The 25,542-nt window shown below is 71.5% G+C and carries 21 protein-coding genes; 11 read left to right on the top strand and 10 right to left on the bottom strand.

From position 1 onward, the window contains the following. Window positions 1-43 precede the first annotated feature (43 nt). On the bottom strand, window positions 44-1,429 hold the full coding sequence (locus AMIS_RS27040) for a serine/threonine-protein kinase (protein WP_051042150.1): 1,386 nt from the start codon (window positions 1,427-1,429) through the stop codon (window positions 44-46). 154 nt (window positions 1,430-1,583) lie between these two features. Here AMIS_RS27040 and AMIS_RS27035 point away from each other — a divergent pair, with 154 nt between their 5' ends. The 5 genes from AMIS_RS27035 to AMIS_RS27015 all read left to right on the top strand — a co-directional run bounded on the left by AMIS_RS27035 (window position 1,584) and on the right by AMIS_RS27015 (window position 6,392). Then, window positions 1,584-2,309: a hypothetical protein gene (locus AMIS_RS27035; protein WP_014445605.1), complete on the top strand. Its 726-nt coding sequence runs from the start codon at window positions 1,584-1,586 to the stop codon at window positions 2,307-2,309. A 68-nt stretch (window positions 2,310-2,377) separates the two neighbouring features. Then, window positions 2,378-4,147: a diguanylate cyclase domain-containing protein gene (locus tag AMIS_RS27030; protein WP_014445604.1), complete on the top strand. Its 1,770-nt coding sequence runs from the start codon at window positions 2,378-2,380 to the stop codon at window positions 4,145-4,147. A 34-nt stretch (window positions 4,148-4,181) separates the two neighbouring features. Then, the gene (locus AMIS_RS27025; RefSeq protein ID WP_014445603.1) at window positions 4,182-4,685 is read left to right on the top strand and encodes a hypothetical protein; all 504 of its coding nucleotides are present in this window, start codon (window positions 4,182-4,184) and stop codon (window positions 4,683-4,685) included. Then, a complete protein-coding gene (locus AMIS_RS27020) occupies window positions 4,682-5,545 on the top strand; it encodes an SCO6745 family protein (RefSeq protein ID WP_014445602.1) in 864 nt (287 codons plus the stop codon). Before AMIS_RS27025 ends, AMIS_RS27020 begins: the two co-directional genes overlap by 4 nt. Before the next feature lie 73 nt (window positions 5,546-5,618). Then, window positions 5,619-6,392 carry a hypothetical protein gene (locus AMIS_RS27015; RefSeq protein ID WP_014445601.1) on the top strand — a complete coding sequence of 258 codons (774 nt, stop codon included), beginning with the start codon at window positions 5,619-5,621 and terminating at the stop codon, window positions 6,390-6,392. 58 nt (window positions 6,393-6,450) lie between these two features. Here AMIS_RS27015 and AMIS_RS27010 read toward each other — a convergent pair whose 3' ends face one another. From AMIS_RS27010 to AMIS_RS26980, 7 genes are read right to left on the bottom strand one after another with little or no spacing between them, the layout of a single operon-like run. Further along, window positions 6,451-7,578 (bottom strand): ABC transporter substrate-binding protein, encoded by a 1,128-nt coding sequence (locus tag AMIS_RS27010; RefSeq protein WP_014445600.1) that lies wholly within the window; start codon window positions 7,576-7,578, stop codon window positions 6,451-6,453. Window positions 7,579-7,589: 11 nt separating this feature from the next. After that, window positions 7,590-8,345: an ABC transporter permease gene (locus AMIS_RS27005; protein WP_014445599.1), complete on the bottom strand. Its 756-nt coding sequence runs from the start codon at window positions 8,343-8,345 to the stop codon at window positions 7,590-7,592. Beyond that, complete coding sequence (locus AMIS_RS27000) at window positions 8,342-9,100, bottom strand: ABC transporter ATP-binding protein (RefSeq protein ID WP_014445598.1); 759 nt, start codon at window positions 9,098-9,100, stop codon at window positions 8,342-8,344. Before AMIS_RS27000 ends, AMIS_RS27005 begins: the two co-directional genes overlap by 4 nt. Further along, the gene (locus AMIS_RS26995; protein ID WP_014445597.1) at window positions 9,097-9,939 is read right to left on the bottom strand and encodes an ABC transporter permease; all 843 of its coding nucleotides are present in this window, start codon (window positions 9,937-9,939) and stop codon (window positions 9,097-9,099) included. The genes AMIS_RS27000 and AMIS_RS26995 overlap by 4 nt, the downstream gene beginning before the upstream one ends. Then, window positions 9,936-10,931, bottom strand: coding sequence for a TIGR03842 family LLM class F420-dependent oxidoreductase (locus tag AMIS_RS26990; RefSeq protein WP_014445596.1), 996 nt, complete (start codon window positions 10,929-10,931; stop codon window positions 9,936-9,938). Before AMIS_RS26990 ends, AMIS_RS26995 begins: the two co-directional genes overlap by 4 nt. Window positions 10,932-10,984: 53 nt before the next feature. Then, on the bottom strand, window positions 10,985-12,385 hold the full coding sequence (hydA, locus tag AMIS_RS26985; protein ID WP_014445595.1) for a dihydropyrimidinase: 1,401 nt from the start codon (window positions 12,383-12,385) through the stop codon (window positions 10,985-10,987). Next, the gene (locus AMIS_RS26980) at window positions 12,382-13,224 is read right to left on the bottom strand and encodes a nitrilase-related carbon-nitrogen hydrolase (RefSeq protein ID WP_041830091.1); all 843 of its coding nucleotides are present in this window, start codon (window positions 13,222-13,224) and stop codon (window positions 12,382-12,384) included. Before AMIS_RS26980 ends, hydA begins: the two co-directional genes overlap by 4 nt. A 191-nt stretch (window positions 13,225-13,415) precedes the next feature. Between AMIS_RS26980 and AMIS_RS26975 the strand changes: the two genes are divergently transcribed. The 6 genes from AMIS_RS26975 to AMIS_RS26950 all read left to right on the top strand — a co-directional run bounded on the left by AMIS_RS26975 (window position 13,416) and on the right by AMIS_RS26950 (window position 21,042). After that, window positions 13,416-14,792, top strand: coding sequence for an aminotransferase class I/II-fold pyridoxal phosphate-dependent enzyme (locus AMIS_RS26975; RefSeq protein ID WP_014445593.1), 1,377 nt, complete (start codon window positions 13,416-13,418; stop codon window positions 14,790-14,792). A 23-nt stretch (window positions 14,793-14,815) separates the two neighbouring features. Next, window positions 14,816-16,111, top strand: coding sequence for an aspartate aminotransferase family protein (locus AMIS_RS26970; RefSeq protein WP_014445592.1), 1,296 nt, complete (start codon window positions 14,816-14,818; stop codon window positions 16,109-16,111). Between the two features lie 151 nt (window positions 16,112-16,262). Continuing rightward, complete coding sequence (locus AMIS_RS26965; protein ID WP_041830090.1) at window positions 16,263-17,192, top strand: sugar phosphate isomerase/epimerase family protein; 930 nt, start codon at window positions 16,263-16,265, stop codon at window positions 17,190-17,192. Next, entirely contained in the window at window positions 17,192-19,261 is a 2,070-nt protein-coding gene (locus tag AMIS_RS26960) for a PQQ-dependent sugar dehydrogenase (protein WP_014445590.1), read from the top strand. Before AMIS_RS26965 ends, AMIS_RS26960 begins: the two co-directional genes overlap by 1 nt. Window positions 19,262-19,489: 228 nt before the next feature. Further along, the gene (locus AMIS_RS26955) at window positions 19,490-20,719 is read left to right on the top strand and encodes an inorganic phosphate transporter (RefSeq protein WP_041830089.1); all 1,230 of its coding nucleotides are present in this window, start codon (window positions 19,490-19,492) and stop codon (window positions 20,717-20,719) included. Window positions 20,720-20,730: 11 nt separating this feature from the next. After that, the gene (locus AMIS_RS26950) at window positions 20,731-21,042 is read left to right on the top strand and encodes a hypothetical protein (protein WP_014445588.1); all 312 of its coding nucleotides are present in this window, start codon (window positions 20,731-20,733) and stop codon (window positions 21,040-21,042) included. A gap of 35 nt (window positions 21,043-21,077) precedes the next feature. Here the strand turns inward: AMIS_RS26950 and AMIS_RS26945 are convergent, their stop codons facing one another. Beyond that, window positions 21,078-22,226 (bottom strand): glycerophosphodiester phosphodiesterase, encoded by a 1,149-nt coding sequence (locus AMIS_RS26945; RefSeq protein WP_041831316.1) that lies wholly within the window; start codon window positions 22,224-22,226, stop codon window positions 21,078-21,080. Window positions 22,227-22,702: 476 nt separating this feature from the next. Continuing rightward, window positions 22,703-25,516: a DUF6493 family protein gene (locus tag AMIS_RS26940; RefSeq protein ID WP_014445586.1), complete on the bottom strand. Its 2,814-nt coding sequence runs from the start codon at window positions 25,514-25,516 to the stop codon at window positions 22,703-22,705. Between the last annotated feature and the right edge of the window lie 26 nt (window positions 25,517-25,542).

Below are 25,542 nucleotides of genomic sequence, written 5' to 3'. Positions count from 1 at the left end.
GTGGGTGAGACCCCGGGCGGCGCCGCCCGGCCCGGGGGAGATCTCAGGCCGCCGCGCCCTTCAGCTCGGTGAGCCGGTCCTGCAGCACCGCCGCCTGGTCCGAGGTCAGCCCGCCCTCGCCGAGCCGCTGGCGCACCTTGCGGCTGAGCAGGTCGGCCCGATCGTCCAGGTCCACCCCGGACACTCCGTCCAGCTGCCCGATCAGGTTGAGGAAGTCGAGCGCGACGTCCGGCCTGATCTCACCGGCCTGCTCACCTTCCTGAACGGCGTCGCGTACCCGGCTCACCGCCGCCTCGACGGTCAGCGCCGACGCCTTCGCGGACGGGCTGAGGGCGGACGGGCTGAGCGCGGGCGGCTCCGGGGCGGGGGTGGCCGGTGCCGGGCTGCTGACCACGGGTGACGCGCTGGGCGGCGCGGCGAACTGGGCGTCGTCGCCGCCGGACTGCTGCACCGAGTTGACCAGCACCACGAACGATCCGGCGACCACGGCCAGGCCGATGCCGACCGCTATCCGGCGGCGGTTCACGGCGGGGTCGCCGGTCAGCCGGGGGACGACGCGGGCGCTGCCGGTCGGTGGCGGGCCGGGCAGCGGGATGGTCCGCCGGCTGCCGGTCGAGGGGATCAGCCGGGCGAGGGCCCGGCGCGCCTCGGCGGCCGAGGGACGGCGGTACGGGTCGTCGTCCAGGCACTGGCCGATGAGGTCCCGCAGCCGCACCGGGAGCGTGTCGGGCAGCCTCGCCGGGCCGCGCGCCTGTGCGGCGGCCAGCTCCTCCCAGGTGTCCACCGAGTACGGCGGCTCACCGGCCACCATCTCGAAGAGGAGCACGCCCAGCCCGTACAGATCGGTGGCGGGTTCGGCGGGCTTGCCGTCCAGACGCTCCGGCGCCGCGTAGGCCGGGGTGCCGAACGTGGCCCCGGTGTCGTCGTCGTCCGGCTCGCCTGCGGTCGCGCTGATCCCGAAGTCGAGCAGTTTCACCCCGCCCGGGCAGAGCATCACGTTGCCGGGCTTGATGTCGCGGTGCACCACGCCCGCGGCGTGCGCGGCGGCCAGCGCCTCGGCCACGGCGGCGCCGATCGAGACGGCCTCGCCCCACGGTATCGGGCCGTCGGTCAGCCGGGCCGCGACGGTCTCGCCGCTGAGCAGTTCCATCACCACGAACGGCGCGACCGAGCCGTCCGGGCGGACCGCCTCGCGGTAGTCGTGGACGGCGGCGATGCCGGGGTGCGACAGCCGGGCCGCGAGCCGCGCCTCCCGCCAGGCCAGGTGGGCGGCCCGGGTGTCGCCGGCCGGCAGCTTGACCGCGACCGGGCGGTCGAGCAGCTCGTCGGTGGTCCGCCAGACCTGGGCCATCCCGCCCGTCTCCAGCAGGGTGACGAGGCGGTACCGCGAGGCGAGGAGGATCCCCGGGGCCGGCCAGACATCGTGCATGCCAGGACATTCGCCGAGTCGGGCGGACATGTCAACCGCTACGGGCACCGCGGGGCCGGAAAGGACCGCAACCGGCTCGCAACCGGGACCGCTACCGGACTGAACCCCGGTCTACCGATCGTGGGAACTCCCCAGAACCGAGGAGTTCAGTTTCATGCGTATGCGCCGCACTGCCGCCGCCGTCGTCATGGTCGCGGCCGTCACCGTCACCGCCGCCGGCACGAGCGTGGCCGCCACCGCCGCCGCGCCGGCCGCGTCGGTCGCCGCCACGAAGAAGCAGCCGGACGCGAAGAAGCCGGCCACCAAGCAGCCGGCGGCGAAGCAGCCGGCCACGACGCCGACCGAGTCCCCGACGAAGGCACCCACCAAAGCCCCGGCCAAGGCACCCACCAAAGCCCCCGCCAAGGCTCCGGCAAAGAAGCCCGCGAAGAAGGTCAGCTTCTCGGCGCTCGGCACGGTCACGGCCGTGGACACCGCGAAGAGCACGGTCACCGTCAAGGTCACCAGTGGCACCAAGGACGTCAAGGGCAAGACCGTGACGATCACCGTCCCGTCGAGCGTGGCGATCAAGCTGAACGGCAAGAAGGCCGCGCTGAGCGCCCTCGGCGCGCCGCAGAAGATCCAGGTGACCGGCACCCGGGTGGACACCGCGTACACCGCCGGGAAGATCGTGGTGACCGGCAAGAAGAAGGCCACCGCCAAGCCGAAGCCGAAGCCGACGCCGACCCCCACGCCCACGACCCCCACCACGCCCGGGCCCACCACCCCCGAGCCCACCACCCCCGAGCCGACCACGCCCGAGCCCACGACGCCCGAGCCGACCGAGACGCCGGCCACGCCGGCCCTCACCGAGACCCCGGAGCCGGAAGTCACCGCGTAGCGAAAATCTAAGACCGCGCCACTCCCCGCCGATCGCTGGCAGAGACACGCGGCAAAAGGGGGACGGACATGCGCGGCCGGGATCCGGTTCTCCTCCTGCTCCTGCTCGGTGGCACGCTGCTGACCGGCGCCTACGCGCTGGACCTCGGCGGCCACCGGGCACAGGCCCTGGTCGCCTGGCTGGTCCTCCCGGTGATGGACCTGCTGCTGTTCCTGTGGTCCCGGACGGTGGCCCGCACTCCCGGCCTGCCCCGACCGGCCCGGCATTTCTGGTGGGCTCTGGCCGCCGCCGGCCTGGTGTTCCTCTGCGGCGACACGGTGCAGTGCCTGGTGCTGATCGCCGCTCCGCAGTCGGACGGCCTGACCTTCCATCCGGTGCAGAGCGCCGCCGCGCTGATCGGGATGCTCCTGGTCTGCGTGGCGGCGCTGCGCTATCCGGCGGCGTCCTGGACCAGCTCCGCGAGCATCCGGTTCGCCCTCGACGCGGGGATCGTGGCGACTGCCGCCGCCACGGTGACCTGGTGCCTGGCCACCGGCGGCGGCCGGGACCTCTACCTGCCGGTGGCCCTCGGCTCCGGCCTGCTGTTCTGCGCGGTCTTCCTGGTGGTCCGGATGGGCGTCAGCGGTCACAGCCCGATGTCCACCCCGGCCGCCGTCCTGCTGGTGGCGAGCGTGCTCGTGCAGGTCATGGCGACGGCCCTGGTGTCGGCGACGGGCGCCGGGCACCCCCATCTGCAGTACGTCCTCATCTTCGCGCCGTCCCTGCTGTCCGCGGCGGTCGCGCGCGTTCATCTGCGCGGCGGCGAGCGTGCGGACCGGGCACGTGACGACGTGCCGCCGGGCCGCCGGTGGCACCTGCTCCTGCCGTACCTGGGAACGGTGGTCTGTGTCGTTGCTCTTGTTCTCACCGGGACCACCGGCGCGCTGATCGGTCTGGTGCTGAACGTGGCGCTCGTGGTCGCCCGGCAGATCGTGTCGCTCGGCGAGAACAACCGCCTGGTCGACGAGATCCGCCGGCGCGAGAAGCTGCTCGAGTCGATGCTGCGGCACTCCAGCGAGATCATCTCGATAGCCGGCGAGGACGGCACGTTCCGCTATGTGAGCCCGGCCGTGGAACGGCTGCTGGGGCTGCCGGTCGGCTCCGTGCTGGGCCGGTCGTCGCGGGAGATCCTGCACGCCGAGGACGAGCAGCGGCTCGGCGCCGGCCTCGATCACCTGTACCGCACGCCCGGCGCCGAGATGACCTATCAGGGACGGTACCGGCGGTCCGACGGCACCTGGCGCTGGCTGGAGGTGCATGCCGTCAACCTCAGCCACCAGCCCGGCATCGGCGGCGTGATCTGCAATGCCCGGGACATCACCGAGTCCCGTGAGCTGCACGAACGGCTGCGCTTCCAGGCCGGCCACGACGAGCTGACCGGGCTCGCGAACCGGCGCGAGTTCACCGCGGCCACCGCCGGGGTGCCGGGTGACGCGGCGGTGCTCCTGATCGACCTCAACGGCTTCAAACAGATCAACGACGGGTACGGGCACGCCGCCGGCGACGCGGTTCTCCGGCACGTGGCGGCCGTGCTGATCGAATGCGCCGACCCGGACGACGTGCCGGCCCGGCTCGGCGGTGACGAGTTCGCGGTCCTGGTCCGCGGCGGCGGCCCGGCGGCCGATCTGCTCGCGGCGCGCCTGCGCACGGCTCTGACCCGCCCGGTCACGATCGACGGAAAGCCGGTGACGGTCGGCGCCAGCATCGGCGTCGCGTGCGGCCCGGCTTGCGACCCGGACCACCTGCTCAACACCGCCGACCTCCGGATGTACGAGGAGAAACGCGCCTACGCCTCCTGACCGCCCGCGGCCCGTGCCGGTCTAAGGTACGGCGATGGACACGGCGGACGACGGCACCGGCACGGCCCGATCGCTCGCGGCCCGGCTGGAGCGGCTCACCTTCGCCGACCTCACCGAGAGCCAGGCGACGGCGCGGATCGTGGACGCGATCGCGGAGTGGGGCGAGGAGCAGGGGTGGCGGGTCTACCGGCGTGCCCCGAGCGTGTTCCCGCTGCCGCCACCGCTGCGCGGCAACTCGGTGCTCGACGTGGCCTGTGCGCGCCCCGGCGGACCGCCGATCGCGATCGAGGTGGACCGCACCGACCGTCAGCGTACGGTCGACAAGCTGCTCGCCGAGGCCGCCGCGGGCCGTCTCGCCATCTGGGTCCGGTGGGGCGCCGGCCCGTTCCCGCCCCCGCCGCTGCCCGTGCATCTGGTGACCCGGGAGGCGGCTCGCCGCTCCGGCCGGTGGCACACCGTCGCGGACCGGCCTGCGCCGCGGCACTCCGAGACGTTACTCTCCGGTAACGTCGCGGAGCTGCCCCTGGAGGAGACATGACCGAGAGCCCCTACCGGCTGGCCTGGCGGGTCACCGAGCCGATCCACGCGATGGTCTACTTCGTGCCGGAGGCGCCGGAGGCGTACGAGCGGGCGGGGCTGGACGATCCGAACGCCGGGTACTTCGCGTCCCGCGGCGCCGTCTTCGGGGCCTGTGGTCCCGGCATCGTCGCCGCCACCTTCTACAACTTCAACCCGGCGCTCGTGGCCAAGGTCCTGCCCGCCGTCTGGGCGAAGACCACCCCGGCCGCGATGCTGGCGGCCCGCCTGGAGGCGGCCGGCGCGGCGCTGACCCGCGGCCTGGGCGCCGCGACGATCGCCGGCCCGGAGGTGGCCGAGGCGGCCGCGCTCGCCCGGACCGCGGCGGAGGCGGCGGCCGCGATGCCGCAGGGGCGGCCGCTGTTCGCCGCGCACGCCGAGCTGCCGTGGCCGGACGAGCCGCACCTGGTGCTCTTCCACGCGCAGATGCTGCTCCGCGAGTTCCGCGGGGACGGGCACGTGGCGGCGCTGCTGGCGGCGGAGATCAGTGGACTGGAGGCGATCGTGCTGCACGTGGCCAGCGGCGAGATCGACGAGCGGTTCCTGCGCGGCACCCGGGGCTGGAGCCGGGACGCGTGGGCGGCGGCCGCGGACGGGTTGCGCGCCCGGGGCCTGCTGGAGGGCGACGGGCTCTCCGACGCGGGCCGGCAGTTGCGCGCCGTGATCGAGGAGCGCACCGATCGGCTGGCCGAGTCCGCTTATCGCGTGCTCGGGGAGACGGGTTGCCTGCGTCTTGCCGAGCTTACCCGCCCGATGAGCCGCACCCTGGTCAAGGCCGGTTTCCTGAACCCGGCGAGCCTGGGGTCGCGGCGTTCGGTCTGAGGATTCGGCGGCGTGAAAAGTCGCACCGCCAACGGAGTTGTCAGTCCGTTACTGATCAGTCACGCTTAGTGGCGTGACTGAACAACGGAGACACCCGGCGTCGTGGTGGGCGCAGTTCCACGAGGCCTCCGAGCGCTTCGACACCGCGTTCCTCACCGAGGGACTCGGCGATCTCATCAACGCGAAGATCGCGTCGCCGCTGCTGCGCCGCGAGGCCGAGATAGCCACGGACATCGTTGTCCGTCACTTGAACAAGCCGAACAGCGCCGAGCTGACCGAGCGGTCCGACAAGGCCGTCGACCGGCTCGTCCAGACCGTGCAGCGCCTGGAGGAGCGCTCCGGCGACGCGTTCGAGCTGGCGGCGGCGCACGCCGCCTGCCACCTGCTCGAGGGCCGGGTCGCCGACGCCGCGTCGGAGGCCGAGGACTTCCTCACGACGCAGCAGATCCTGCGGGTCTTCGTCGGCGCGCTGCGGATGGAGCGCTTCGACAACGACCTCGCGGTGCGGATGCTCGCGGCCGGGCACTCCCCGGGCGTGGCTCTCGCCTCGGGCTCGGTGGTCGGCCGGTACAGCTGGTGGCCCAGCTGGCTCACCAAGGTGGTGCGGGACCGGGCCATGGAGGGCCGGCTCGACGAGCAGACGGTCGAGGCCCTCGACAGGTGCGCGTACGCGGAGCTGAGCCCGGCGCAGGCCCGCATCGCGCGGCGGCTGCTCGCCGGTGAGGCGGCGCTGATCGAGGCGTCCGCCACCCGCCTGGAGACCCTCGACGAACGCAACGCCGCCCAGCTGCTCCGCGAGGGCGACCTCACCGCGGTGGCCCTCGCCGCCCGCCTGATCCCCCTCTGATCCATTCCTCTGACCGAAAGGGCCGGGGCGACGCCTTCACCGTCGCCCCGGCCCTTCTTTACGCGCCGCCCTCTTCCAAGGTCACCGTCGCCGGCTGGAAGCCGGAGCCCGTGACGTCCACGCCGGCCGCCTTCGCGGCGGCGACGGCTTGAGTGATGTAGTCGTTCGTGTAGGCGAGACCCTCCGGGGCCTTCGTCAGCACGGTGTCGCCGGTCTGATTCCTGGTGGTCTGCGAGATGTCCACGGTCTGCTTCCAGGCCGCCTCGTCGATCACGCCGATGCCCCCGGTGGACGGCCAGATCAGCTTGTTGACCTCGTTCATCTGCCAGAGCTGGTGGCTCTTGCCGAGCTTCGAGCCCTTCGCGACGACCAGGTCACGGCACTTCTCGGCGTTGTCCCGGCAGAACGCCCAACCCTTGATGGTGCCGGTCAGGAACTTCACGGTCTGCTGCTGGTACGCCGGGTCGTCGAGCTTCTCGGTGTTCGCCCAGACCGCGTCCTGGAGCATCGACGACCCCTCGGTCTTCCAGTCGATGATCGAGAAGTCGTCCGCGGTGTACAGCTTGCCGGTCGCCGGGTTCTTCGCCTCCAGGAGCTGCGCATACTCGTTGTAGCTCATCGCCTGGGCGGCGTCGATCTCCTTCTTCAGCAGCGCCTGCATGTCGAACTGCTGCTGGACCAGCGTGACGTCCTTGCCTGGATCGATCCCGGCCTTGGTCATGCCGGCGAAGAGCTCGAACTCGTTGCCGAAGCCCCAGTTGCCGACCTTCTTGCCTTTCAGATCGGCGGCCGTCGTGATCCCGCTGTCCGCCCAGGCCACCTGGTAGGTGCCGGAGCGGGCGAAGATCTGCCCGACGTCGGTGATCCCGGCGCCCTGCTCGCGGGAGGCCAGCGCCTTCGGCACCCAGGCCACCGCGTAGTCGGCCTTGCCCTGGGCGAGCACGGTCTGCGGCACGATGTCGACGCCGCCTTCGAGCAGCTCGACGTCGAGTCCCTGCTCGGAGTAGAACCCCTGGTCCACGGCGGCGATGTAACCGGCGAACTGCGCCTGGTAGAACCACTGGAGCTGAAGCTTGATCGGGGTGAGCGCGCCGCTCGCGCCCGGTGTGGCGGTGGTGGGAGCGTCGGCGGTGCCGCAGCCGGCCAGCACCAGGACCGAGGCGGCGACGAGGGAAGCAAGGCGCATAGGGGAACCTCTCAGGAGATGAGCTGCTGCCGCCACGGCATGGCGAGCCGTTCCAGCAGCAGTGTGGCGAGGTAGAAGGTCAGTCCGAGGAGGCAGGCGCCGGCCACGAAGGCCCAGGCACGGGGGTACGCGGTGAACGCGGCGGCGGAGGTGATCCGCGCGCCGAGCCCGTCCTGCAGGCCGCCGAAGTACTCGGCGACCACCGCGGCGATCACGGCCAGCGACGACGCCTGCCGCAGGCCGGTGAAGAGATGGGGGAGCGCGCCGGGCAACCGCACCTTCCGGGCGAACGTCCAGCCAGAGGCGGCGTACGTGCGCATCAGCTCCTGGTGCACCGGGTTCACCTCGCGCAGCCCGCGCAGCAGGTTCAGGAAGACCGGGAAGAAGACCACGATCGCGGTGACCAGGCGGCGCGGCACGCTGCTCGTCGACTCGAACATGTTGTTGAGGATCGGGGCCAGCGCGATGATCGGCAGCGCGTTGATCACGGCGGCGAACGGGACGGAGATCTCGCCGAGGATCCGGGACCGGCTGGTGAGCAGCGCCGCCAGGATCGCGAGCAGGCTCCCGCAGACCAGGCCGACGAGCGCGTTCGTCCCGCTGGCGAGGGCGGCCTCCCACACGTTCGTCCGCTGGGTGACCAGCTCCCGCCAGATCGCCGAGGGGGCCGGCAGGATGAACGGCGCGATCCGGCCGAGCGTGACGACGAGTTCCCAGAGCACGAGGGCGAGGACGCCGACGATCACGGGCGGCAGCACCCTCCTCATGAGCGCAGGGCCTTGCGTACCTCGGTGATCTTCTCGAAGTAGGCCGGCGCCTGCCGTCCTGCCTCGTCCCGCGACGGCAGTTTGACGTCGATCGCCGCGGTGATCCGGCCGGGACGGGCCGACATCACCACCACCCGGTCGGAGAGGAAGACCGCCTCCGAGATCGAGTGGGTGACGAAGACGGTGCTGGTGCCGGTCGTGGCGCAGATGGCGAGCAGCTCGGACTGCAGGCGCTCGCGGGTCATCTCGTCGAGCGCGCCGAACGGCTCGTCCATGAGCAGCAGCGGCGGCTGCACCGCGAGCGCCCGGGCGATCGCGACCCGCTGCTGCATGCCGCCGGAGAGCTGCCCGGGATAGTGGGCGGCGAAGTCGGCGAGACCGACCAGCTCCAGCATCTCCTCGGCCTTGGCCCTGCGCTCGGCCCGGCCGACGCCGCGCAGTTCCAGGGGCAGTTCGACGTTCCTCCGGACGGTCCGCCACTCGAAGAGGCCGGCCTGCTGGAACGCGATGCCGTATGCCTGCTCCTTGCGCGCCGCGGCGGCGGGCTTCCCGGCGACGGTGACCGTGCCGGTGGTGGGCGGGATCAGGTCGGCGATCAGGCGGAGCAGCGTGCTCTTGCCGCAGCCGGACGGCCCGATCAGCGAGACGAACTCGCCCTGCCCGATCGACAGGTCGACGTCGGACAAGGCGGTGACCTCGTCACTCCGCCCTTGGTTGAACACCTTTGTCACGTTCTCCACGTGAACAGCGGTCACAGTGTCACCACCTCCACGTGGCGCCGGTGCCGCATCAGCGGCAGTTCGAGGAGACTGACGGCCCCGGCCACGAGCAGGCCGAGCAGCGCCGCGCCGAGCATGGCCGTGTAGACCTTGGCGGGATCCGAGGTGGCCTCCCGGGAGTACTCGATGATCAGGCGGCCGATGCCGCCGCGGGTGCCGGTGGAGATCTCGCCGACCACCGCGCCGACCACGGCTGCCGCGCCGGCCAGCCGCAGCGCCGGGAAGAGGTAGGGCAGCGCCGCCGGGAAGCGGAGCTTCACCAGCGTGCGCCACCACCCCGCGGCGTAGCTGCGCATCAGCTCGGCGCCGCTGGCGGACGGCGACTGGAGCCCGCGCAGCATGCCCACCGCGACCGGGAAGAACGCGAGGTAGGCGGCGATCACCGCGACCGTCGCCCAGGGCGGCATGAGCACGCCGCCCCAGCCGGCGATCAGCGGCGCGAGCGCCACCAGGGGCACGGTCTGGGACAGGATCACGTACGGCAGGAGCCCGCGCTCGACGATCCGGAAGCGCTGCATCGCGACGGCGAGGACGAGCCCGATCAGCGCGCCGGCCAGGAAGCCCGCGGCGGTGATGCCGAGCGTGAACACGCAGGCGTCGAGGACCACCTGCCAGACCGGGCGGCCGCCGGCCAGCTCGGGCGATCCGAGCCGGTCGGCGACCGTCCAGAGGTGCGGCATGGAGAGGTCGTCGGCGCGCGGGAGCACCCGCACGCCGAACAGCACCGTCCCCTCGGGGTTGCCGACTGCCTTGTAGCCTTCCCAGAGCAGTCCCGCTGCCAGCAGCCCGGCCAGTACCGAGAGGACTCTCCTCATGCGAACGCCGGGATGATCTTCTCGCCGTACGCGGCGAGGGTCTCGTCCTTGGCGTCGTGCTGCAGGTAGACCGCGAACTGGTCCACGCCCAGTTCCTTGAGCTGCTGCAACCTGGTCAGGTGGCTCTCCACCGGGCCGAGCACGCAGAACCGGTCCACGATCTCGTCGGGCACGAACGTGGTGTGGCTGTTGCCGGCCCGCCCGTGCTCTTTGTAGTCGTATCCCTCGCGCGCCTTGATGTAGTCGGTGAGCGCCTGCGGCACGGTCCCCTCACCGCCGTAGCGGGCCACGATGTCCGCGACGTGGTTGCCGACCATGCCGCCGAACCAGCGCGTCTGTTCCCGCTGGTGGTCCAGGTCGTCGCCGACGTAGGCCGGCGCCGCGACGCAGAACTTGATCGCGTCGGGGTCCCGTCCCGCGCGCTTCGCGGCCTTGCGGACCGTGCCGATCATCCACTCGGCGATGTCCGGGTCGGCGAGCTGCAGGATGTACCCGTCGCCCACCTCACCGGTGATCGCCAGGGCCTTGGGGCCGTACGCGGCGACCCAGACCTCCAGGCGGCTGTCCGCCGCCCACGCGAACTGGATCTCGTTGCCCCGGACGGTCACCTTCGCGCCGTTGCCGAGACCCTTGATCACCTGCACGCTCTCGCGCAGCTGGCCGAGGGTCTGCGGGGTCAGCCCGAGCACCCGCAGCGCGGAGTCGCCGCGGCCGATGCCGCAGACCGTCCGGTTGCCGTACATCTCGTTGAGCGTGGCGAAGAGCGAGGCGGTGACCGTCCAGTCCCGGGTGCCGGGGTTGGTCACCATCGGGCCGACCACGATCCGCTCGGTGGCGCCGAGGATGGCCGAGTAGACCACGTACGGCTCCTGCCAGAGCACGTGCGAGTCGAAGGTCCAGAAGTGGCTGAACCCGGCCGCCTCGGCCTTCTTCGCCCAGTCCACCAGCGCGAGGGCCGGTGGATCGTTCTGTAATACCACTCCGATGTCCACGTTCAACTCCGGTTTTCCATGGGTTTTCCGCCGCGGGGCAAGCAGAGCCTCCTTCAGACCAGGTAGTCGCTGAGGCCGCGCTTGACGTACCGGCCGCGGCCGGCCCGGCCGGTGTACTCGCCGCCGGCGGAGATCACCGCGCCGCGGGAGATGACCGTGTCGACCTTGCCGTCGATCTCCCAGCCCTCCCAGGCGGAGTGGTCCATGTTCATGTGGTGCGTCTCGACGCTGATCCGGGTCCGCCCGTTCGGGTCGTAGAGCACGATGTCGGCGTCCGAGCCGGGCGCGATCACGCCCTTCCTCGGGTAGAGGCCGAACATCCGGGCCGGGGTGGTCGCGATCGTCTCCACCCAGCGGGCCAGCGACAGCTTGCCGTCGACCACGCCCTGGTAGATCAGGTCGACCCGGTGCTCGACGGTGCCGATCCCGTTCGGGATCTTGGAGAAGTCGCCGAGGCCGAGCTCCTTCTGATCCTTGAAGCAGAACGGGCAGTGGTCGGTCGAGACCACCGACAGGTCGTTGGTGCGCAGGCCCTGCCAGAGGTCGGCCCGGTGGCTCTCGTGCTTGCTGCGCAGCGGCGTCGAGCAGACCCACTTGGCGCCCTCGAATCCGGGCGCGCCGAGCTGGTCCTCCAGGGTCAGGTAGAGGTACTGCGGGCAGGTCTCGGCGAACACGTTGCGTCCGCGGTCGCGGGCCTCGGCCACCTGCTCCAGGGCCTTCGACGCGGAGAGGTGCACGATGTAGAGCGGGCAGTCCGCCGCGACGCTGGCCAGCCAGATCGCCCGGCTGGTCGCCTCCGCCTCGAGCTCCTGCGGCCGGGTCAGGCCGTGGTGGACCGGGTCGGTCTCGCCGCGTTCCAGGGCCTGCTTGACCAGCACGTCGATGGCCGGCCCGTTCTCCGCGTGCATCATGATCATGGCGCCGTTGTCGCGGGCCTTCTGCATGGCGCGCAGGATCTGGCCGTCGTCCGAATAAAACACGCCGGGGTACGCCATGAACAGCTTGAAGCTGCTGATGCCCTCGTTGGTGACCAGGTGGTCCATCGCCTTGAGCGACTCGTCGTCCACCCCGCCGAGGATCATGTGGAACGCGTAGTCGATGTGGCAGTTGCCGTCCGCCTTGCCGTGCCAGGCGGCGAGCCCGTCCTGCACCACCTCGCCGTAGCGCTGCACCGCGAAGTCCACGATCGTCGTGGTCCCGCCGATGGCAGCCGCCCGGGTGCCGGTGTCGAAGGTGTCGCTCGCCGCGGTGCCGCCGAACGGCAGCTGCATGTGGGTGTGCGCGTCGACCGCTCCGGGGATCACGTACTTCCCGGTCGCGTCGATCGTCTCCACCCCCTCGGGGCCGCGGCCCGGCGCGTAGATCGCCGCGATCGTCTCGCCGTCGATCAGCACGTCGGCCAGGATCGCGCCGGTCGGCCCGACGACCGTCCCGCCCTTGATCAGCTTGCTCATGGCCGCACCAGGTCCCCGTAGGCGTCCGGCCGGCGGTCCCGGTAGAACTGCCAGCGGTCGCGGACCGTTTCGAGGAGGCTCAGGTCCAGGTCACGGACGATCAGCTCCGGGTTGTGGGTGTCGCCGACGTCGCCGACGAACTTGCCCTCCGGGTCCACGAAGTAGGTCTGGCCGTAGAAGTCGTTGTCACCGAGGTCCTCGACGCCGACCCGGTTGATCGCGCCGACGAAGTACTCGTTCGCCACCGCGCTCGCCGGTTGTTCCAACTGCCAGAGGTACGAGGAAAGGCCCCGGCTCGTGGCCGACGGATTGAAGACGATCTGTGCGCCGTTCAGGCCCAGCGCCCGCCATCCCTCCGGGAAATGCCTGTCGTAACAGATGTAGACGCCGACCTTGCCGACCGCGGTGTCGAATACCGGATAACCGAGGTTGCCGGGCCGGAAGTAGAACTTCTCCCAGAATCCCTTGACCTGGGGAATGTGGTTCTTGCGGTATTTGCCAAGATACTTTCCATCGGCGTCGACAACCGCCGCGGTGTTGTAGAGGACGCCGGGCTGCTCCTGCTCGTACATCGGCAGGACCATCACCATGCCGAGTTCGGCGGCGAGGGCCTGGAACCGCTCGGTGGTGGGACCGGGGATGGACTCCGCGTACTCGTAGTACGCCGCGTCCTGCACCTGGCAGAAGTACGGGCCGTAGAAGAGCTCCTGGAAGCAGATCACTTTCGCGCCCTGGGCGGCGGCTTCACGAGCGTAATCCTCGTGCGCCTTGATCATGGATTCCTTGTCGCCCGTCCAGGTGGTCTGGACGAGGGCGGCGCGGACGAATCCGGTCGTCATGGCGGCCCCTCTCATATTGATCTTTGGCACGCGCAGTGCGCCAGGAAAAGCGCCTGTGATCGTGTGTTTACTCCTCGTTTGGTGTCCGGCGCCAGGGGTTGCTCTTCAGTGCCGGATGCCGTAGGACACTAACGACACACATTGAGGCGAACAATTGCCCGAACGTTACGGAATGTTTCGGAGAGGATAATTTGCTGACTCTGATCAGCGGGGCGGTTCAGGACCGCAGCGCGCGCGGCATCGCGGCGGCCGTGAGCCGGCTGATCACCGCCGGCCGGCTGCCGGCCGGGATCCGGTTGCCCACCGTGCGCTCGGTCGCCACCGAGCTCGGGGTCAGCCCCACCACCGTGAGCGAGGCGTGGCGCAACCTGATCCTGGCCGGGGCGATACAGACCCGCGGGCGGTCGGGCACGTTCGTCTCGGGTCCGCTCCCGCCGCGGGAGCGCCTGCGGTACACCCAGCTCAGCGGGGTGAACGTGACCCTGCCGAAGGATCTCTCCACCGGCGTGCCGGACCCGGCGCTGCTGCCCGACCTGAGCGGCGCGCTGCGCCGGATCGGCGACGGGCGGTGGGCCGGCAGCTATCTCGACGACCCGGTCCTGCCGGAGCTGGAATCGGTGCTGCGGGAGCGCTGGCCGTACCCTCCGGAGCGCCTCACCGTGGTGGACGGGGCGATGGACGCCCTGGACCGGATCGCCGGCGCGACGCTGCGGTTCGGCGACCACGTGCTCGTCGAGAACCCCGCGTTCGCGCCGCTGCTCGACCTGCTCCAGGCGGTCGGCGCCACCGTGATCGGTGTGCCGCTGGACGCCGCCGGACTTGACCCGGGAGCGCTGCGGCAGATGCTGCGCGAGTACCGGCCGGTCGCGCTCTTCCTCCAGCCCCGCGCCCAGAACCCGACCGGCACGAGCATGGATCCGGACCGGGCGCGGGCGCTCGCCGAGATCCTGCTGCACGCGCCGAGTCTCCTGGTCGTCGAGGACGACCATGCCGGCGACATCGCCACCGCGCCGCCGGTCAGCATCGGCACACACCTGCCCGGCCGGACCGTGCACGTCGCCAGCTTCTCCAAGAGTCACGGCCCCGACCTGCGGCTCGCGGCGGTCGGCGGGCCGGCGCACGTGATCGACGCGGTCTGCGACCGGCGGCTGCTCGGTCCCGGGTGGTCCAGCCGGCTGCTCCAGGGCGTACTGCTGGATCTGCTCACCGACCGGCGGGTGATCGCCCAGGTCGCCGCCGCCCGGGAGACCTACGCGGCGCGGCGCGCCGCGCTGCTCGCGGTGCTGCACGCCCGCGGCGTCCAGGCCACCGCGGCCGACGGAATCAACATGTGGATGACCGTTCCTGATCAGCAGAACGCGATGGTGGCGCTGGCCGCGCACGGGGTCGCGGCGGCGCCCGGCGCGCCGTTCTGTGTCGGCCCGCTTCCCGACGACCACCTGCGGATCACCGCCGGCCTGGTCGCCGGCGGCTACGACGACCTGGCCGGGGTGCTCGCCTCGGCCGCCTACCAGGCCAGCCGCGGCAGCGGCCGGCGCGGCCAGGGGCACCCCCGCGGCTGGCGCTGAGAACTCGTGAAAAGGAGCCCTCGATGAGTCTGCTGGATCGGCACCGAGCGGTCATGCCCGGCTGGATGCCGGTGTACTACGGCGACGACGCGATCGAGATCGTGTCCGGAAGTGGTCGTCACGTCACGGGAGCTGACGGGCGCACGTACCTGGACTTCTTCGGCGGGGTCCTGACCACGATGATCGGTTACGACATCGCCGAGATCAGCGACGCGGTCCGCCGCCAGATCGGCACCGGCGTCGCGCACACCTCCACGCTCTACCTGATCCGCCAGCAGGTCGAGCTCGCCGAGAAGATCGCCCGGGTCTCCGGCATCCCGGACGCGCGGGTCTTCTTCACCAACTCCGGGTCCGAGGCGAACGAGTCGGCGCTGCTCTTCGCCGCGAACGTGCGCCGCTCCAACCAGATCCTGGCGATCAAGAACAGCTATCACGGCCGGACGTTCGCCACGATGGCGGTGACCGGCCACCGGAGCTGGTCGTCGAGCTCGCTCAGCCCGCTCACGGTGAACTGGCTGTCGTCCGCCGACCGGCTGCGCGGTCGGATGGCCGGGCTCGGCGCCGAGGACCTGCTCGACGCGGCCGTCGACGACCTGCGCGAGGTGCTCGCCACGGTCACCGCCGGGGACGTGGCGGCGCTGATCGCCGAGCCGATCCAGGGTGTCGGCGGGTTCGTCCACGGGCCGGACGGGCTGCTCGGCGCGTACCAGAAGGTCCTCGCCGAATCCGGCATCCTGCTGATCGCCGATGAGGTGCAGACCGGCTGGGGCCGCACCGGCGAGCACTTCTGGGGGTACCAGGCGCACGGCGTCACCCCGGATCTGATCACGTTCGCCAAGGGGATCGGCAACGGGTTCGCGCTCGGCGGCGTGGTCGGCCGGGCCGAGGTGATGAACGCGGTGCCGGCGATCAGCTTCTCCACGTTCGGCGGCAACCCGGTCAGCGCGGCGGCCGGCAACGCGGTGCTCGACTACGTCCTCGACCACGACCTGCAGGGCAACGCGCAGCGGGTCGGATCGATCCTGCTCGGCGGGCTGCGCTCGCTGGACGCGGCGATCGTGGGCGAGGTGCGCGGGCGCGGGCTGATGATCGGCATCGAGTTCGTCCGTCCCGGCACCACCGAGCCGGACCCGGCCGCCACGTTGCGGGTCTTCGATCGGTGCCGGGAGGGCGGTCTGCTGGTCGGCAAGGGCGGCCTCCACGGCAACGTGATCCGGATCGGCCCGCCACTCACTCTGACCGAGGAGGAGGCCCGCACGGGCCTTTCCGTGCTGACCGACGCGATCACCGCGACCGACGCGGAAGCGCATATCTCCTGATCAGAGACGGTGAACCCCGCAGCGGCGCTGCGGGGTTTTGCTGTGTGTGCGGGAACTTTTGCTTGATCTGAAGAAACTTAGCTTCACTGTGGACGAAACACCTCGGTAACCTCTCGATTCATGTAGATGGATCGATTAGAGGGGGACCGCAATGCCGCAGTCACTCAGTCGTCGCGGGCTGCTCGGCGCCGCCGCGGCGGCCGGCGCCGCCGGTGCGCTCGCCGCACCCGCGGCCGCTGCCACGGCCGGTTCCGGGGGACACGGACGGCTCAGCCGCGTACCACGTGACCAGATCAGCGTGCAGCTCTACACGCTGCGCAACCAGCTCGCCATCGACCTGGAGGGGAGCCTCGCCGAGCTCGCCGAGATCGGGTACACCCGCATCGAGCACGCCGGCTTCGTCGGCCGCACCGCCGCGCAGTTCCGCGCCGCCCTCGACAACGCCGGCATCCGGGCCACCTCCGGGCACGTCGGCATCCCGCAGCCGTTCGACGCCGACACCTGGAAGCGTGCCCTCGAGGACGCCGCGATCGTCGGCAACAAGTTCATCGTCCACCCGTTCTTCGGCCAGGGCCCGAACGGCCCGATCCGGGACGCCGCGGTCTACCGGGCGTTCGCCGCCGACCTCAACAAGGCCGGCGCGCTGGCCCGCCGGGCCGGGCTGAGCTTCGGCTACCACAACCACCACGCGGAGTTCTTCCCGCAGACCCAGAACGTCAGGCCGGGCACCCGGGTGACCGGTTTCGACATCCTCACCGGCGAGACCGACCCGCGTCTCGTGCACCTGGAGGTCGACCTGTTCTGGGCGTACCGGGGCGCCAGCGACCCGGTCGACCTGATCAGGGAGCATCGCGGCCGGATCCGCCAGGTCCACGTCAAGGACCTGGACGCCAACGCCAGCTTCGCCGACCCCGGTGACGGCCTGATCGACTTCGGCCGGATCTTCGAGCATTCCCGTGAGGCGGGGCTGGTCGAGTACATCGTGGAGCGCGACGACGCCGGCTCGCCGCCCCGGACCCCGGCCGACGCCCTGGTCACCGCTGAGCGCGGATACGCGTACCTGAAGGGGCTTCGTTTCTGATGTTGCGCCGACTCGCAGTTCTCACCATCGCCGGAGCGGCCGCCCTGGTCGCCCCGTCCGTGGCCGCCGCCCATCCCGGGCACGACCTCCCGCCGTCCTCCGACTTCCAGAAGGTCACCCTCGACGACTTCCCGGGCGAGCCGATCGCGCTCGCCGTGCTGCCGGACCGGCGGGTGCTGCACACCGCCCGCACCGGCGAGGTGCGCATCCACGAGCCCTCCACCGGCCGCAACGTCCTCGCCGCGAAGATCCCGGTCTACCTGCACGACGAGGAGGGCGTGCAGGGCATCGCGATCGACCCGGACTTCCAGCACAACAGGTGGGTCTACGTCTACTACTCGCCGGTGCTGAACACGCCGACCGACGACCCGGCCACCCCCGGCGTCAACGAGGGCGACGCGCCGTCGGAGGGCACCGCCGCCGACTTCGCGCCGTTCAAGGGTCACCTCCAGCTGTCCCGGTTCAAGCTGTACGGCAACACGCTGAAGCTGAACACCGAGCAGAAGATCCTCCAGGTGCCGACCGACCGCGGCCAGTGCTGTCACGTCGGTGGCAAGATCGATTTCGACCGGGCGGGCAACCTGCTGCTCTCCACCGGTGACGACAGCAACCCGTTCTTCTCCAGCGGATACACGCCGATCGACGAGCGGGCGAACCGCAACCCGGTCTTCGACGCCCAGCGCAGCTCCGGCAACACCAACGACCTGCGCGGCAAGCTGCTGCGGATCAAGGTCGGTCACAACGGTCGCTACACCGTGCCGAAGGGCAACCTGTTCAGGCCGGGCACGCCGAAGACCAAGCCCGAGATCTACGCGATGGGCCTGCGCAACCCGTTCCGGTTCACCGTCGACCCGGACACGAACGTGATCTACATGGCCGACTACTCGCCGGACGCGCAGAACCCCAACCCGGCGCGCGGACCGGCCGGCCACGGGCGGTGGATGGCGATCGACAAGCCGGCGAACTACGGCTGGCCGTACTGCGTGGCGCCGGACATGCCCTACGTCGACTTCGACTTCGCCACCGAGGTCTCCGGCGCGCCGTTCAACTGCGCGGCGCCGGTCAACGAGTCGCCGAACAACACCGGGCTGCGCAACCTGCCTCCGGTGGAGCGGGCCGAGGTCATCTACTCGTACGGGGCCAGCGCGCAGTGGCCGGAGCTCGGCACCGGTGGCATCGGCCCGATGGGCGGGCCGGCCTACGACTACAACAGGTGGTCGCGGTCGCCGATCAAGTGGCCTGCCGAATATGACGGGCTGCCGCTGTTCGCCGAGTGGACCCGTGACTACGTGAAGGCGTTCCACCTGGACCGCCGGAACCAGGTCACCCAGATCGACCCGGTCCTGCCGGAGCTGGTCTTCGACAACCCGATGGACCTGGAGTTCGGCCCGGACGGCGCGCTCTACGTCCTGGAGTACGGCGACGGGTACTTCGCCGAGAACCCGGACGCCCAGCTCTCCCGGTTCGACTTCGTGCGCGGCAACCGGACGCCGATCCCGCGGATCACCGCCACGCCCGCCTCGGGGGAGGCGCCGCTGACCGTCTCCTTCTCCAGCGCCGGCACCGTCGACCCGGACGGCGACGCCCTGCGGTACGCGTGGGACTTCGACGCCGACGGCCGGGTCGACTCGCGGCAGCCGAACGGCACGTACACTTTCACCGAGAACGGCAACTACCGGCCGGTTCTCAAGGTCACCGACAGCACCGGGCGGTCCGCGTCCGCCGAGGTGATCCTGCCGGTCGGCACGCTCGCCCCGGCCGTCGAGTTCGTGACGCCGGTCGAGGGGCAGCCGTTCCAGTTCGGTGACACGGTGAACTACGAGGTCCAGGTCACCGACGACCAGCCGGTGGACTGCGCGCGGGTGACCGTGACGTACATCCTGGGCCATGCCGAGCACGGGCACCCGCTCTCCACGTCGGCCGGCTGCACCGGATCGATCACCACGTTCGTGGACCCGGGTCACGCCGGGGCGGAGGGACTGACGGCGGTCTTCGTGGCCTCGTACACGGACACCGGCACCCCGCCGCAGACCGGCACCGCGGAGGTGGTCCTGGAACCCACTGAGTGATCGCTGCTCGTCGATGCCGGCCGGACCGTGAGGTCCGGCCGGTGTTGCGTTGCTGTCCGAACGTACATAAAGAAATGTTCATGCGTCGTGCGTTGACATCACAGAGCGCTGCCCATTCGCTCACTCTGTGTCCATGTTTGGAAAACGAGAGGTAAACGCGAGCGGAACCTTGTACATGTGACGCTCACCCTCTGGCCGCCGCCCAGGTGCGTCGGTCACGATCACGGCGTGACAGAAACATCCGTGATCTTGGCGCTGGTGGTCCTCACGGCACTGGCCTTTGATTTCACCAACGGGTTCCATGACACCGCGAACGCGATGGCCACCTCCATCGCGACGAAGGCGCTACGGCCCAAAACCGCCGTCGCGCTCTCCGGCATCCTGAACCTGGTCGGCGCCTTCCTCTCCGTCGAGGTCGCGCTCACCGTCACCAACGCCGTAGTGAAGATCCAGGACAAGACCGGCGCGCCGAAGACCGAGCTCCTCGCCGACGGCGGCAGCGGCCTCCTGCTGATCATCCTGGCCGGTCTGGTCGGTGGCATCGTCTGGAACCTGCTGACCTGGCTGGTCGGCCTCCCCTCCAGCTCCTCGCACGCGCTCTTCGGCGGCCTGGTCGGCGCGACCATCGCCGGCCTCGGCTGGGGCGGCGTGAACTGGAACGGCGACGGCTCGAAGCTGGACGGCGTGGTCGGCAAGGTGCTCCTGCCGGCGGTGCTGTCCCCGGTCATCGCGGCCCTCGTCGCCGCCGTCGGCACCTGGATCATCTTCAAGATCACGGCGGGTGTGGCGGCGCGTTTCACCGACAAGGGCTTCAAGTGGGGCCAGATCGGCAGCGCCTCGCTCGTCTCGCTGGCGCACGGCACCAACGACGCGCAGAAGACGATGGGCGTGATCACCCTCGCCCTGATCGCCAGCGGCCACTGGAGCGACACCGACAACATCCCGCTCTGGGTCAAGGTGTCCGCCGCCCTCGCCATCGCGCTCGGCACCTACCTCGGCGGGTGGCGGATCATCCGTACCCTCGGCAAGGGTCTGACCGACATCAGCCCGCCGCAGGGCACCGCCGCGCAGTCCGGCGCCGCCGCCGTCATCCTGGCGTCCAGCCACCTCGGGTTCGCGCTCTCCACCACGCACGTCGCCACCGGCTCGGTGCTCGGCTCCGGCCTCGGCCGCCCCGGCGCCACGGTCCGCTGGGCGGTCGCCGGACGCATGGTCGCCGCCTGGATGATCACGCTGCCCGCGGCCGGCCTGGTCGGCGCGCTGATGTGGTGGATCGGTGACGCGGTCGGCGGGATGGCCGGCGCGCTCGTGGTGTTCACCCTGCTCGTCCTGGTCTCCGTCGCGATGTGGATGCGCTCGCGGTCCGGCCGGGTCGACGCCGACAACGTCAACGACGAGTGGGACAGCAGCGAGATCCCCGCGATCTCCGAGAAGCCCGTCCCGGCTCCGGCCAGCTGAGAGAGGCGACCATGCACAACCTCGGATTCGCCCTCGACGGCGCCTGGCGGGTACTCCTCGCCGGTCTGGTCCTCGGCGCCGGCCTGCCGGTGCTCTTCGCCCTCGGCATCCGCTCGCTCGCCTGGGGCGCCGGCGAGGCCAGGGTCAGCGAGAGCGGCGTCACCGTGGCGGGTAGCCGCCGCCCGCTCGGCACCGTGATCGGGTACCTGCTCTTCGCCGTCGTGGTGCTGGGCGTGCTGCTCGGCCTGCTCTTCATCGTGTCGAGCGGTTTCGGCTACAAGCTCGACTTCTCGGGATTCTTCCCGACATTAGTGGCTAAATAACTCGGAAAGGGCCCGGCATTGCCGGGCCCTTTCTCTTACACCAGGGTGCGAGCCAGGACGCCCACGTCCGGGTTGTCGGTGAAAAGGCCGTCGATTCCGGTACGCAGGAACGTCACCTGCTCGTCGATCGCCTTGCCGTAGGCGCTCGGGTCGGCACCCACCCGCAGCTCCGCCGGCAGGAACGAGTTCTCCGCCCGGAACGTGTAGGGGATGACCTTCAGCCCCGCCCTGTGCGCGTCCCGGACCAGGCTGGTCGGCGTGCCGAGCGTGCCGTCCGCCTTCCGCGGGATGATCTGACCCTTCTCCGGGCCGAGGCCGCTCACGTAGTCGTTGAGCTCCCGCAGCCCGGCCGGGGTCAGGTAGTCCGCGTAGCTGCGCGGGTCGTTGAACGGCCCGCCGGACGCGCCGGTCAGGAACACCAGCGGAACCTGGATGCGGTACCGGTCGGCCAGCTCCCGCAGGTTCGTCGCCTCGAACGACTGCACGAACACCTTCGCGCCCCGCCGGTCCAGGCCGTTGCGGCGCAGCGTGCGCACCAGCGGCCCCTCCAGAGCAAGACCCAGATTCTTGAAGTACGTCGGGTGCTTCGTCTCCGGGAACACGCCCAGCTCCCGGTCGAGCTCCTTCGACAGCCGCTTGCGCAGGTCCAGGACCTCCTGGAACGTCGGCACCTCGAACCGGCCGTCGTACAGCGTGTTCTGCTGCCGGATCGCCGGGATCCGCTCGGTCGCCCGCAGCGTCTTCAGCTCGGGCAGGGTGAAGTCGTGCGTCCACCAGCCGGTGACGCTGACCCCGTCGAGCACCACAGTCCGCTTGCGGTCGGCGAACTCCGGCCGCGACGCCACGTCGGTGGTCCCGCCGATCTCCGGCTCGTGCCGGCAGACCAGCACGCCGTCCTTCGTGATGACCAGGTCGGGTTCCATGTAGTCGGCGCCCATCCGGGCGGCCAGCTCGTAGGACGCGAGCGTGTGCTCCGGCCGGTAGCCGGAGGCGCCCCGGTGCCCGACGATCAGCAGCGCGGCCTTCCGGCCGTTGCCGGCCGGCGTGGTCGCGGTCTGCGCGGCCCCGGTCTGCGCGGCCTTCTCACCGGGTCCGGCCAGCGCGGGTGCGGCCACGGTGCCGGCGAGCGCGGGAGCGGCGGCGGCCGCGACTCCGATGCGCAGCACCTGACGGCGATCTGCCACGTTCTCCTCCACGAAGTTCTCCGGTCCGGCGCGTGCCGCCGAACTGTCCGCCGAAAGTCCAGGTGACCGATTCGTCGGGAGAGAGAAGCCCTCATGAACGAGGAGAATCATTTGCGGTACGGGTAACCGCCCCTCTCGCCCTCCTGAACTCGTCCCGCGGAGCCTACGCAGACGCCCGTCCCCACGTGGGGATGCAAACCGGGATGAATCAGGCGATCAGCTGCGGCGATCCGCATGGGCGTCGCGCCCGTCAGCGTGGTCCGGCGTCCCGCTCCGCGGCGTCGCGGCCTGCGGCGTCCCGCTCCCGCTCCGCGGCGTCGCGGCCTGGGGCGCCCCGCTCCCGCTCCGCGGCGTCGCGGCCTGGCGCGTCCCGCTCTGCGGCGTCGCGGCCTGGCGCGTCCCGCTCTGCGGCGTCGCGGCCTGGCGCGTCCCGCTCTGCGGCGGTCAGTCGCCCCCCGGCGGCCGCGCGACGGTTGTCAGGTCTTGCCGAGCGCTGCGACCAGACGTCTTGCTTCGCGAAGCAAGCGAGAGCCTCCTGAACGCCGGGCGAGTTCTTCCAGCCCCGGAATGTCCGCAGCAGTGGCGCCACCGCCGGTCTCCGCGGCCCCGGCGGTAACGGTGAGGGTGGCCAGTTGCAGCATGTCAGGCAGCCCGCGCGGGCCGGCGGGCAGCAACCGGGGCAGGGCCGCCGTCAAGAGCTGCCAGACCGCTCCGGTGGCACCCGCGACCTGGGCGTCGGTCAGGGCCTCGACCACGCGGGCGAGCTTGACCGTCCCGTCCGAGCACAGATCACCCAGCTCCGCGCCGACAGCCGCCGCGAATCCCGCAGCGGATGGGCCGGTGGACGGCAGAACGTCGCCGGCTGCCACCGTGACGGCGCCGGGCCGTTCGGTCAGCGCCAGGAAGGCGTCGATCGCCGCGACGCGGTCCGCCGCGTGGCGGGCGCCCAGTCCGTACGCGACGGCCAGCGCCACGGCCGGGCCGGGCGGACCTCCCGCGTCGGCCAGCAGCGGAAGCAGGCTGGCGTCGCGGTCGTCCTGGTCGGCCAGGGCGGCCAGGTCCGGCAGTGCCCAGGCCGCGGCGGCCTCCCGATGGTGGGGGAGCACCATCGCGAGGACGTCCGGCCGGTAGGTGAGCCATCCCTGGTAATCCGGCTCGGCCGCCCTGGACAGGCTCACCACGGCGTCCTCCAGATCGAGATCCTCGAGCCCGCCGGGAACCTCTGGGTCTCCGCGATCGCCGTCCTCCGGGAAGTCACCGGCTCGCCCGAGGCCGCCGAGGCCGCCGAAAGTCGGGCGACCGCTGAGACCGCTGAGCCCGGTGAGGTCGCCCAGGCCGCTCAGATCGCCCGGGCCGGGCTGCAGGTTCACCACCACGCGACGGTCGGGGCTGAGCGGATGGCGCTGCTCGAAGCGGATGCTGATCGGCTGGGGGAGGCCGCCGGCACGTAGCCAGGCGGCGAGCCGGCGGCCGTGCGGGCCGGTCAGCGCGTCGGCGCGGGCGAGGATCCCGGCATCCTCCGCCGGCCGCTCCGGCTGCGGAACGGCCACCCGGAGCAGCGCCTGCTGGAAGTCCAGCGGCCACGGCTCGGCCCCGGCCGCCTCCAGCCGGGTCAGCCTGTCGATCAGCACGCCGGCGTCGAGGCTGCCGGTCAGGTGGGTGGGCGTCGCCAGCAGCTCGGGAATCGGTGACCGGGTCACCCGGACGGCGATCTCGGCGAGCCGGAGATCGAGGAGGTCGGCCGGGGTGTGGACGAGGGACCTCGGATGCTGGACCACGTCGTGCAGGCGTTGCTGCTCGTGCGGGTCGAACGGCAGCCCGGCGCGCGCCCGGATCGCCGCGTCGAGGGCCCGGATCGCCGCGTCGAGGGCCCGGATCGCCGCGTCGAGGGCCGTGAAGCGGGTGCGTCCGGTGCGGTCGTTGCGGTTCAGCACCGGCTCCAGCGCCTCGCCGAGCCCCTCCGCGGGCAGGCCGACCAGCGCCGCCATCACCCGCTCCCAGCGCACCGCCGTCCGCTCCCGCAGCAGCGCCACGAACTCCTCCGCCAGCTCAGCAGCACTCCCGATCGCCGCAGGGATCACCGCGGCGGGCGAACTGCGGTGGACATCGGACACGAGGGGCGTGGCGGACGAAGCCGGCTGCGCCTCGCCCGCGACCGGTGCGCGAAGGGCGGGACTGGCCGCCGTCGGCGCGGGACGGTGACGCTCGGCCACCGCGCGGGCCAGCTCCCGGATGTCCAGAACGGGACTCTCCGACGCCGCCTCCACCACCGCCACCACATCACCCGCTGCTGCCGGATCGCGCCGCGCCACCCTGTCCAGCCAGGACAGCTGCGCTTTCACCAGCGCCTTCTCCGGGCGGGCCAGCACCTCCCCGCTGACCTCCAGCACCCGCTCCCACTCCAGCTCCCCGGACTCCCACGCACTGCGCGACGCCCGCTGCGCGAGACCGGCGACCGGCGACGGCGCGGCGGCCAGCAGCCGCAGGTAGGACGTCGCGAGCGGAACCATCTCGGACGGCGCCGGCGCCAGCTCCTCATGCAGGCGGGCGAACGGGCGCAGGGCGGCCGGGCGGTCGCCGCGCAGCAGACGGTCCACCGTGGCGGCCAGGATCGACGTGCGGTCCAGGCGGCCCTCGGCGCAGAGCCGGGCCACGGCGACGGAGAAGACCGATGCGGGCTCGCCGTCCCACGGGGTGAGCCGCACGTGGGCGCCCAGGCCGTCGATCGCGAAGACGCCGGGGAGCAGCCGGTCCAGGAACGGGGAGGCGCGCAGGTTCCTCAGCAGCGCGGCGGGCCGGCCGGTGTGCATCTGCCGGAGCCAGCTGGCGACCACGGCCTCGGTCACCGGGGGGTCGGCCTTGCCCTCGTCGAACAGGGCGGCCAGGAACTCCCACTCGGTCACCAGCCGGATGTCGCCGGGACGTGACCGCTGGGCCAGCCGCACGCCGAGCTCGCCGACCCAGGGCAGCTGCCGGGCCCGGGCCAGCTCCAGGAACCGGTCGACGTGGATGGTGTGCCACTGCCGCATCTCGCGCCGGCTCAGCAGCGCGGCGGCGCGGGCCGCCGTGGGGGCGCACGCGATGACGGCGAGCGCATAGGACGCGGGGGACCAGCCCGGTTCCTGCCGGCCCCAGCCGCGCCCGGCGGGCGCGGCCGAGCGGATCCGCGACTCCAGCTCGGCCCCGAACGCGCGGCGCTGCGCCTCGTCCGCCTCGAGCAGCATCGTGAACACGCCACGCGTGTCCCCCTCGTGCACGAGCCTGTCGAACCCCGCCCAGGTGAGAGCCATGCCCGACAACCTAGAGCGGGGGTACG

It is taken from the genome of Actinoplanes missouriensis 431 (genome assembly GCF_000284295.1).
Classification (GTDB): domain Bacteria; phylum Actinomycetota; class Actinomycetes; order Mycobacteriales; family Micromonosporaceae; genus Actinoplanes; species Actinoplanes missouriensis.
Note: the sequence above shows the minus strand (reverse complement) of the source record. Positions and strands in the feature narration are given on the sequence as shown.